General features: G+C 44.3%; 10 protein-coding genes. All 10 read left to right on the forward strand.

The window, feature by feature from the left end; translation table 11 throughout:
* On the forward strand, positions 1-157 hold a 157-nt coding region (locus Q4A73_RS06740; RefSeq protein WP_303206699.1), incomplete at its 5' end, for a NifU family protein.
* Positions 154-1,659 carry an AbgT family transporter gene (locus Q4A73_RS06745; protein ID WP_303206690.1) on the forward strand — a complete coding sequence of 502 codons (1,506 nt, stop codon included), beginning with the start codon at positions 154-156 and terminating at the stop codon, positions 1,657-1,659. The genes Q4A73_RS06740 and Q4A73_RS06745, both read left to right, overlap by 4 nt.
* A gap of 17 nt (positions 1,660-1,676) precedes the next feature.
* Positions 1,677-2,882 (forward strand): peptidase T, encoded by a 1,206-nt coding sequence (pepT, locus tag Q4A73_RS06750; protein WP_303206691.1) that lies wholly within the window; start codon positions 1,677-1,679, stop codon positions 2,880-2,882.
* Between the two features lie 69 nt (positions 2,883-2,951).
* Positions 2,952-3,845, forward strand: coding sequence for an ATP phosphoribosyltransferase (gene hisG / locus Q4A73_RS06755; RefSeq protein WP_303206692.1), 894 nt, complete (start codon positions 2,952-2,954; stop codon positions 3,843-3,845).
* Between the two features lie 2 nt (positions 3,846-3,847).
* Positions 3,848-5,140, forward strand: coding sequence for a histidinol dehydrogenase (gene hisD / locus Q4A73_RS06760; RefSeq protein ID WP_303206693.1), 1,293 nt, complete (start codon positions 3,848-3,850; stop codon positions 5,138-5,140).
* On the forward strand, positions 5,133-6,191 hold the full coding sequence (gene hisB, locus Q4A73_RS06765) for a bifunctional histidinol-phosphatase/imidazoleglycerol-phosphate dehydratase HisB (RefSeq protein WP_303206694.1): 1,059 nt from the start codon (positions 5,133-5,135) through the stop codon (positions 6,189-6,191). Before hisD ends, hisB begins: the two co-directional genes overlap by 8 nt.
* Positions 6,188-6,769 (forward strand): imidazole glycerol phosphate synthase subunit HisH, encoded by a 582-nt coding sequence (gene hisH, locus Q4A73_RS06770; RefSeq protein WP_303206695.1) that lies wholly within the window; start codon positions 6,188-6,190, stop codon positions 6,767-6,769. Before hisB ends, hisH begins: the two co-directional genes overlap by 4 nt.
* Positions 6,770-6,777: 8 nt before the next feature.
* On the forward strand, positions 6,778-7,524 hold the full coding sequence (locus tag Q4A73_RS06775) for a 1-(5-phosphoribosyl)-5-[(5-phosphoribosylamino)methylideneamino] imidazole-4-carboxamide isomerase (protein WP_303206696.1): 747 nt from the start codon (positions 6,778-6,780) through the stop codon (positions 7,522-7,524).
* The gene (gene hisF, locus Q4A73_RS06780) at positions 7,518-8,291 is read left to right on the forward strand and encodes an imidazole glycerol phosphate synthase subunit HisF (RefSeq protein ID WP_303206697.1); all 774 of its coding nucleotides are present in this window, start codon (positions 7,518-7,520) and stop codon (positions 8,289-8,291) included. Before Q4A73_RS06775 ends, hisF begins: the two co-directional genes overlap by 7 nt.
* A gap of 9 nt (positions 8,292-8,300) precedes the next feature.
* Complete coding sequence (hisIE, locus tag Q4A73_RS06785; protein ID WP_303206698.1) at positions 8,301-8,921, forward strand: bifunctional phosphoribosyl-AMP cyclohydrolase/phosphoribosyl-ATP diphosphatase HisIE; 621 nt, start codon at positions 8,301-8,303, stop codon at positions 8,919-8,921.
* Positions 8,922-9,704 lie beyond the last annotated feature (783 nt).

The raw sequence follows: 9,704 nt of genomic DNA on the forward strand, positions 1-9,704 counted from the left end.
AGATATACAAAAATCAGAAGGTGCGGCCATTGACATTTATATCCGCTATTTAGGCGCTTGCAGTGGTTGCTCAAGCGGTAGCGGTGCGACCCTTTATGCGATAGAAAGCGTTTTACAAGAGGAACTAAGCCCAAATATCCGCGTCCTGCCAGTATGATTTTAAATAAGATTGAAAAAATTGGCAATAAAATCCCCAATGTAAGCGTATTGTTTCTATTTGCTCTTTTGATAGTTTTGTTGGCTTCTTGGGTTTTATCTTGCTTTGATTTTGATTATTTTTTATTGAAAAATGACGGCACAAAAGAGCAGATTGTTATCAAAAATTTTCTGACCTTGCCGCATTTTTTGGAATTTCTTTCAAAAATGACTTCCAATTTTATTTCTTTCCCCCCTCTAGCCCTTACTATCGTCATAACTCTTGGTATAGGCATAGCTGAAGAGAGTGGGTTTTTGCGCGTGAGTCTTATCAAATTTTCTCAATTTGTCCCTAAAAATTTCGTTGTCCCTGTGGTTTTAATTCTTTCCATTTTATGCCATTTGATTGGAGATGGGGCCTATGTTTTTTTAATGCCCATTGCAGCCCTTTTATTCCTCGCAGCAAAGAGACATCCCGTGGCCGGAATAGCTACGGCATTTGCAGGACTTGCGGGAGGATTTTGTGCGGGGTTTACTCCTTCTATTATCGATCCCATTATGCAAATTTTTACCGAAAAATCTGCTCATATTATTGACGATTCATATAGTGTTCATGTGCTGTGTAATTATTTTTTATCCCTAGGTAGTGTCGTAGGAGTCGTGCTTTTTTGCTGGTGGGTAACGAGTAGGGTGGTGGAGCCTTATTGTCAAAAAAATCTTCCTTTAGCTTGTCATCTTAGTGACATTCAAAATCGCCTCAGTCCTTGCGAAAATAGGGCTTTTTATTGGGCATTTTTGAGTGTTTTGATGCTATTTGTTGGAATTTTTGGCTTAAGTTTTGGCGATTTCTTGCGAGGACCGGGAGGTAGTTTGACCGAAAAGGATTCGCTTTTGATGAAAAATTTAGTGCCCTTTTTGTTTTTATTTTTTGCTCTTCCTGGGCTTATTTTTGGTTATAAAATCAAACGATTTCACTCGCTAAACGATGTATTTTTAGCAGCTACTAAAAGCCTAGAACCCCTTTTAGGCTTTGTGGTTTTTTGTTTTATTTGTGGGCAGTTTTTATTCGTTTTTAATGATTCTAATATCTCCAAACTCCTATCCTTAAGCGGTGCTTCCATCTTATCATCCTTACAAATGCCCCAAGGGCTTACGATTTTAGCTTTGCTCATTTTTACGGCTTTTTTGAATTTATTTATCACTTCAGCCACATCAAAATGGGCGGTTTTAGCGCCAGTTTTTGTGCCTATGCTGATGCTTGTGGGACTTTCTCCGGAGCTTGTTCAAGCGACCTTTAGGGTGAGCGATAGTGCTATTAATGTTATGACTCCACTTTTTCCTTTTTACCCCCTCATCATATCTTTTTGTCAAAAATACTACCCCAAAACGGGCGTAGGAACGCTCTGCGCCCTTATGTTGCCTTATAGCATCGCTTTGATGATAGCCTTAAGTGCCACCCTATATCTATTTTGGATCCTTGAAATTCCTTTAGGATTTGAAAGTTTTTATTATTATCGGAGTTGAGTATGGATTATGCCACGATGCAATTGGAAAAATTTTTTCGCTATGTAAACATAGCTTCGCAAAGCGATGCGCGTGTTAAGACCCTGCCCAGTTCCGAGGGGCAATATGCCTTAGCCCTTATGCTAAAAAAGGAGCTTGAAGAGTTGGGATTGAGCGATATTCTTTTGCAAGAAAATGCCATTTTAACCGCGCGATTAGCAGGCAATAGTCCTAAAAAAAGTTTGGGATTTTGTGCGCATTTAGATACGGTGGATGTGGGATTAAGTCCTGCGATAAAGCCACAAATTTTAAAATTTGTCGGAAAGCCTCTGTGTTTGAATGCAAAAAGGCAAATTTTCATCGATCCAAAGGAAAGGCCTGAGCTTTTGAAATATCTTAATGAAGACATTATTTTCAGTGATGGCACGAGTGTTTTGGGTGCGGATAATAAGGCTGCGATCGCGACGATAATGACTCTGTTGGAATTTTTAGTCAGGCACAATAGCCCACGAGGCGATATATGGGTAAGTTTTGTGCCTGATGAGGAGATAGGACTGCTAGGCTCAAAGGCCCTTGATTTAAATCTTTTTAAGCCAGATTTTGCTTACACGATTGACTGCTGTGCCTTGGGAGAATTTAATTACGAAACTTTCAACGCTGCACAGGCAAGGATAGAAATAACAGGCATCAGCGCCCATCCTATGAATGCTAAGGGACTTTTGCTAAATCCCGTCCTTATCGCTATGGATCTCATTGCTTGTTTTGATAGGCTTGAAACTCCAGAAAATACGGAGGGCAGACAGGGTTATATTTGGGTGCAGGAGCTTTTTGCTCATCAAAGCAGGGCACAAATTAATCTTAGCATTAGGGACCACGACAGGGTTCGGTTTGAGGAGAGGAAAGATTATGTCAAAGAGGTTCTTTCGTGGATGCAAAAACGCTATCCAAAAGCGCACTTTTTTCTTGATTTAGAAGATAGCTATGCCAACATTAAAGAAAGTATGAATACGCACAATGAGGAGGCTATAAGGCTTTTAGAGCGGGCTTTTGAATTATGCGGTGTAGAAAAAAAACCCTTTGCCATGCGGGGTGGAACGGACGGAAGCGCTTTAAGTGCCAAGGGGCTTTTTACGCCGAATTTTTTTACAGGTGCGCATAATTTTCATTGCGCGTTTGAATTTTTGCCCCTGAGTTCTTTTTATAAAAGTTTTGAAGTGGCAAAAAATTTGGTTTTTTTGAGTTAGATTTGAACTTTTTGATTTATAAAATTGCGTTAAAATTTTTCCAAAGCATTTAAATTTTTAAGGAAAATAATGCAAGAGCGTTTGCGCATTGCCATTCAAAAATCGGGAAGACTATCAGAAGAATCTTTAAAGCTTCTTTCAGCATGCGGGGTAAAAACACATCCTAGTGGGCAAAATCTCATCGTTTGCTCAACCAATCTACCCATAGATATTTTGCGCGTGAGGGATGATGATATCCCTGGACTTATTTTTGATGGGGTGGTGGATTTGGGTATTTTGGGTGAGAATGTTTTGGAGGAAAATGCCCTAGCGCGTCAGGCTAGTGGCGAGTTGGCACACTTTAAAACGCTGAAAAAGCTTGACTTTGGTTATTGCCGACTTTCTCTTGCCCTACTTGCCGACAAGGAATTTAAACAATTGAAAGATTTTGACGGACTGCGTATAGCCACCTCCTATCCACATCTTTTAAAACGCTTTATGACCCAGCATCGCATCGCTTATAAGGCTTGCACACTTACGGGTTCTGTTGAGGTGGCACCTAGGGCGAATTTGGCCGATGGCATTTGCGATCTTGTCTCTAGTGGCGCGACCCTGCAAGCCAATGGCTTAAAAGAAGTCCAAACCATTTTTGAATCATCTGCCTGCCTCATACAAAAGGATTCTCCTCTTACCGCGTCCCATCAATTTCTTATCAATAGGCTTTTATTACGCATTGAGGGCTTGATGCAAGCAAGGGAAAGTAAGTATATTATGCTACACGCACCTAAGGAAAAATTAAGCATCATCGAAGCCCTTTTGCCCGGCATTGAAAAGCCGACCATACTACCCCTAGCAGGTGATGAAAATAAGGTCGCCTTGCATATGGTGAGTAGGGAAAATTTATTTTGGGAAACTATGGAGCGTCTCAAAGATGAGGGCGCGAGTTCTATTTTGGTTTTACCCATAGAAAAAATGCTGAGGTGAAAATGCACATTGCCCTTTATGATGATCTTAACGACAAGGAAAAAAAGGAACTTTTAAGACGCCCTGTTTTTGAGCTTAAAGAAAATATCCAGCTTACAACCCAAGGACTTATAAAGGATGTGAAAGATCGTGGCGATGCAGCCCTCATAGCACAAGCTTTACAATTTGACGGCCTTTCTATTTCTAGCATTGAGGTGGAGAAAACTTGGATTCAAACCGCACAAGATCGCCTCGATCCCGCCCTCAAAAATGCCATCATCCGCGCTTATGAAAATATTAAAAAATTCCACGAAGCCCAGGCCTTTCATCCGGTGAGACTAGAGACCACTTCGGGTGTTTATTGCGAGCTTTTAAGCCGTCCCATTGAGAAGGTAGGGCTTTACATCCCAGGTGGCTCTGCGCCCTTATTTTCTACGGCTTTGATGCTAGCCGTTCCTGCCAAGATCGCCCGTTGTGAGAAGATTGTTTTAGCAAGTCCTGCGAAGATCCACGATGCGGTGCTTTTTTGCGCCTTTTTATGCGGTGTGGATGCCGTTTATCAAATGGGCGGCGCAGGAGCCATAGCGGCTTTGGCCTATGGGAGTGAAAGTGTGATGCGGGTGGATAAGATTTTTGGTCCTGGAAACGCTTTCGTTTCCGAGGCTAAGAGGCAGGTAAGTGCCGATTTGCAGGGTCCTAGCATCGATATGCAAGCAGGACCTAGCGAGGTTCTTGTCATTGCTGATGAGGAGGCTAGGGCGGACTTTGTCGCTAGCGATATGCTTTCGCAAGCCGAGCACGGAGCCGACTCTCAGGCGATCTTGCTCTGTTTGAGTGAGGCTTTCGCGCAAAGGGTTTATCAAGAGCTTAGTATGCAGCTTGAAAATTTACCCAGAAAGCTCCTGGCTCAAAAAAGCTTAAAGCATTCTAAAATTCTCATTTTTAGCACTCTAGAAGAGGCTGTGAGATTTTCAAACGACTATGCCCCCGAGCATTTAATCTTACAAACTCAAAATCCCAGAGAGCTTTTAAGCCAAATTCGGCATGCGGGCTCTGTTTTTTTGGGTGCTTACAGTCCTGAGTCTATGGGAGATTATGCAAGCGGGACCAATCACACCCTGCCCACCTATGGATTTGCCAGGACGCATTCTAGTTTAAATTTGAGTGATTTTATGAAAAAAATGACCGTGCAAGAGTTGAGCGAGGAGGGTTTTAAGAATTTAGCGCCGACAGTCGCACTTATGGCTGAGGCTGAGGGTTTGCACGCGCATAAAAATGCCGTAGATTTGCGTTTGAAGAGTCTTTTGGATGTGTAAAAAAATACTTTTTATCGATCGCGATGGCACGCTCATCAAAGAGCCAAAAAGTGATTTTCAAATCGATAGTTTAGAAAAGCTTGACTTTGAAGAAGGTGCCATTCCTGCTTTGATTAGGCTTAAAAAATATGGTTTTAATTTTGTCCTTGTGAGTAATCAGGACGGACTTGGCACCGATTCTTTTCCGCAAAAAAGCTTTGAGCTAGCCCACAAAAAAATGCTTGACATTTTAAAAAGTTGCGGGATAGAATTTCAAGATATTTTCATTTGTCCCCATTTTGAAAGGGATGATTGCGCCTGCAGAAAGCCCAAAACCGCCCTCCTTCAAACCTACATCAAACATAGCCTCTACGATACGCAGCAGAGTTTTGTCATCGGCGATAGGCATAGCGATATGCAGTTAGCTTTAAATCTTGGCATCAGGGGGTTAAGATATGGGGAGCTTAGTTGGGAGGAAATTGGCGATGAAATTTTACGCACCTTCCGTTCTGCTTTTTTCGTGCGCGAGACCAAGGAAACAAAAGTGAGCGTTGAGCTTCATCTTCACGGCGGGAAAAATGCTATTGATACAGGATTGCCCTTTTTTGATCATATGCTTGAGCAAATTGCCGTGCATGGAGGCATAGGCTTGAGACTAAGCTGCAGGGGCGATTTGGAGGTGGATGAGCACCATAGCGTAGAAGATGTCGCCCTTGCCTTAGGCGAGGCGTTAAAAAGGGCTTTGGGAAATAAAATCGGCATAGCAAGATACGCCTTTGTATTGCCCATGGATGAGAGTTTGGCGCGATGCGTTGTGGATCTTTCTGGGCGACCGCATCTTAGTTTTAAGGCGAGCTTTAAAAAAGAAAAATTAGGCGAGCTGAGCACGGAAATGATAGAGCATTTTTTCTCCTCCCTTGCCACCGCTGTGGGTATGAGTTTGCACTTGAAGGTTAGCGGACAAAACGATCACCACAAATGCGAGGGACTTTTTAAAGCCTTTGGCAGGGCTTTAAGGGAGGCCATTAGGATAGAGAGCGAGGATGTGGTAAGCTCCAAGGGGACGCTGTGAGACTGGCTATCATCGATAGTTCTTGTGCTAATTTGGCCTCTTTAGCATTTTGTCTTGAAAGATTAGGCTTTAAGGCGAGTATTTCAAAGGATGTTAAAGATTTAGAAAGGGCGGATAAGCTTTTTTTGCCGGGGGTTGGCACGGCGAGGAGGGCGATCTTGCATTTAAAAGATAGCGGGCTGATTCCTTTCATTCAAAACACCTCAAAGCCCGTTTTTGGCATTTGCCTTGGTATGCAGCTTTTGGGGGAATTTAGCGAGGAGCTTAATCAAACCACCTTAGGAGTCCTACCCTTTCAAACACGCAAATTAAAAGCAAAACCTGGCTTTTGCCTACCTCATATGGGGTGGAATAGCGTTGAAAGCACTCACGATCTCTTCGCAGGGCTAAACGGGGCTTATTTTTATTTTACACATAGCTACTGCATAGAGGTAAATCCCTACACCATAGCCTCTTGCACCTATACAGAGCCTTTCAGTGCCGCCGTAGCTAGAGGTAATTTTTACGGCGTTCAGTTTCACCCTGAGCGAAGCGGCGAGGCTGGAGAGCTTTTGCTTAAAAATTTTATTTTGTCATAGGAGAGATGATGCAGACAAAACTCATCCCCGCTCTTGATTTGATAGAGGGGAAGGTGGTTCGGTTGCTCAGGGGCGATTACGCGCAAAGGCACGATTATGAATTGGACGCCCTTGAAACATTAAAAGCGTATGAAAAAATGGGCGCAAAGGACCTGCACCTTGTGGATCTAACCGGCGCCAAAGATCCGAAAAAAAGACAATTTAAACTTTTGCAAACATTCGCTCAAGAACTCAAGGCTAATTTGCAAGTGGGCGGGGGCATACGCACAAAAGAAGAAATTAGTGCCTTATTCAAAAGTGGCGTAGGGCGTGTGGTTTTAGGCTCGCTAACCGTGCAAAGGCCAGAATTTTGCGTCGAGCTTTTAAGAGAGTGGGGGGCTGAGAGATTTTGCTTTGCTCTGGATGTTAGCCAACGCGGTGATGACTTTTTCATCGCCATCAATGCGTGGCAAGAAGTGAGCGAAAAGCAGCTTTTTCCTACCTTAGAATTTTACGCAAAAGAGGGCTTGAAGCATATTTTATGCACAGATATTTCAAAAGACGGCACGATGAGCGGGGTCAATGTCGCTCTCTATCAAAGCCTGGGGCAAAATTTCCCGCATATGCACATTCAGGCTAGCGGCGGTGTGGCAGGGCTTGAGGACTTGGAGGCCTTGAGGGGAAAATGTGCTGGCGTGATCGTGGGCAAGGCCCTTTTGGATGGGGTTTTTAGCGTAAAAGAGGGCATAGCCTACCTCAAGGGGCAAAAATGCTAGCCAAGCGCATCATAGCCTGCCTTGATGTGAGGGATGGCAGGGTGGTTAAGGGGGTGCGTTTTAAAAATCACCAAGATCGCGGCGATATCATAGAGCTAGCGCGGTCCTACTCAGAGCAAGGCGTGGATGAGCTGGTTTTTTATGATATTAGCGCGAGTGCGAAGGGCAGGTGCGTCGATCGTGCTTGGGTGCGTGCTGTGGCTAGGGAGATTAAAATTCCTTTTTGCGTAGCTGGGGGCATTAAAAGCGAGGCGGATGCGGCTGCGATCTTAGCTAGCGGGGCTGATAAAATTTCCATCAACTCCCCCGCCTTAAACGACCCTAAGCTCATCACGCGTCTAGCTCATAGTTTTGGCACTCAGTGCGTCGTCGTGGGCATAGATAGTTTCAAGGACGCTTGGGGGAATTTGAAGGTTTTTCAATACACAGGCGAGGAAAGCACGAGCCGTGCTAGCGGTAGGAGCACCTTGGAGTGGGTGCGTCAGGTTGAGGATTTGGGTGCGGGTGAGATTGTGCTTAATATGATGAATCAAGATGGTCTCAAGCAAGGTTATGATTTGGAGCAACTAGCCGCTGTGAGGCAGGTGTGCACCTTGCCTCTCATTGCCAGTGGGGGGGCAGGACGGATGGAGCATTTTTTGGAGGCTTTTGCGTGTGGGGCCTCTGGGGCCTTGGCGGCTTCTGTCTTTCACGAGGGGATGATAAGAATTGAGGATTTGAAAATTTTTTTACACCAAAGTGGTGTTAGGATGCGCCATCCATTATAAAGGATAAAAATGCAAGATTTTAATGCGTTAAAGCGTAGGATTGATTGGCAAAAGGTAGGAGGGCTTCTTCCTGTGATTGTTCAGGATTTTTATAGTGCGGAGGTTTTGATGCTGGGCTTTATGGATGAAAAGGCTCTAGAAAAAAGCCTAGAAGATAAAGAGGTGGTTTTTTACTCGCGCACGAAAAAACGCCTGTGGAAAAAGGGCGAGGAGAGTGGGAATTTTTTGCAGATTATCAATTTGGGGCTTGATTGCGATAGCGATACCTTGCTCATCTTAGCCCATCCTAAGGGGCCAACCTGCCACACAGGTAGCTCCTCTTGCTTTGAGCCTTGCTCGAGCACTTTGACCTTTCTTTCTAAACTTGAAAGCCTCATAGCCTCGCGTAAAACCACTCCCCCGCAGTCCTCCTACACCGCCTCCCTCTTCGCTCAAGGCACGAAGCGCATCGCTCAAAAGGTAGGCGAGGAGGGCGTAGAAACGGCCCTGGCCGCTGTGGCGGGAGGGGAGGAGGAGCTTTTGGATGAGGCTGCGGATTTGCTTTATCATCTGTGCGTTTTGCTGGCCAGTCGTTCTTTAAGTCTTAACGCCGTGATTGCAAGGCTTAAAGAACGCCATGATGGCGCTTAAAGCGATACGCCTTTTGATGCGGACTATGTAAGCCGTGCTAGATAGCAAAATTCGCCCTATGTTTCAAGGCGATGGTGTATTTATATCTGCGTTCTCGTGATGGAGACGAGAGAAAGCCCGTTTTCTTTACGCTTTTAAAAGGGCTTTTAAGCTAGAAAGGTAAGCCCTTTCCTAAAGAATGATCCATTGTAGATTTGAAAACTCCCTTTTGCTAGAAAATTTTAAATGCCCCAAAAGTCCTCCGATTTGCTAAGGTGTGAGGTTTGTATCGAGCTTAGTGTCAAGAAGTGCGGCGAGTCTGATGAAGAAAGCTAAAGGCACGGATATACGCTTCGTTGTGGTGAAGCTAATCTGAAGCTTTGGATTGCTTCAAGGCTGAAAGCCTTTCGCAATGACGAGAGGGTCGTCATTGCTAGGGCAAAGCAATCCACACCCAGCACACCCAAATTTAAAGTTGGAACGCTTTTTGCTTATCTTTTCGTAGAGCATTTGAGGCTTGGGCAAGGGCTTAAGGCGACAAACTTGACGCTTTTAGCAGATTGCAGCGATAGCCTTTAGCTTACCACTTAGCGAAAGGCTTTTACCCTTTAGAAAAAACGCTTTGCGTTTAAGTTTCTAAAGTGGGAAACCGCCTTGAGTAAAGGGGTAAGCTAAAGGCAAGGTTTAAGGTTGTTGGACGCTTTTAGCAGATTGCAGCGATAGCCTTTAGCCCACAAGCCTCACAAATGCAAATTTTTTTGAAAAGGATTCATTATGATGCGTTCTCTTTGGTCTGGCGTGAGC

The sequence above is a fragment of the Campylobacter sp. genome, assembly GCF_030528245.1.
GTDB lineage: Bacteria > Campylobacterota > Campylobacteria > Campylobacterales > Campylobacteraceae > Campylobacter_D.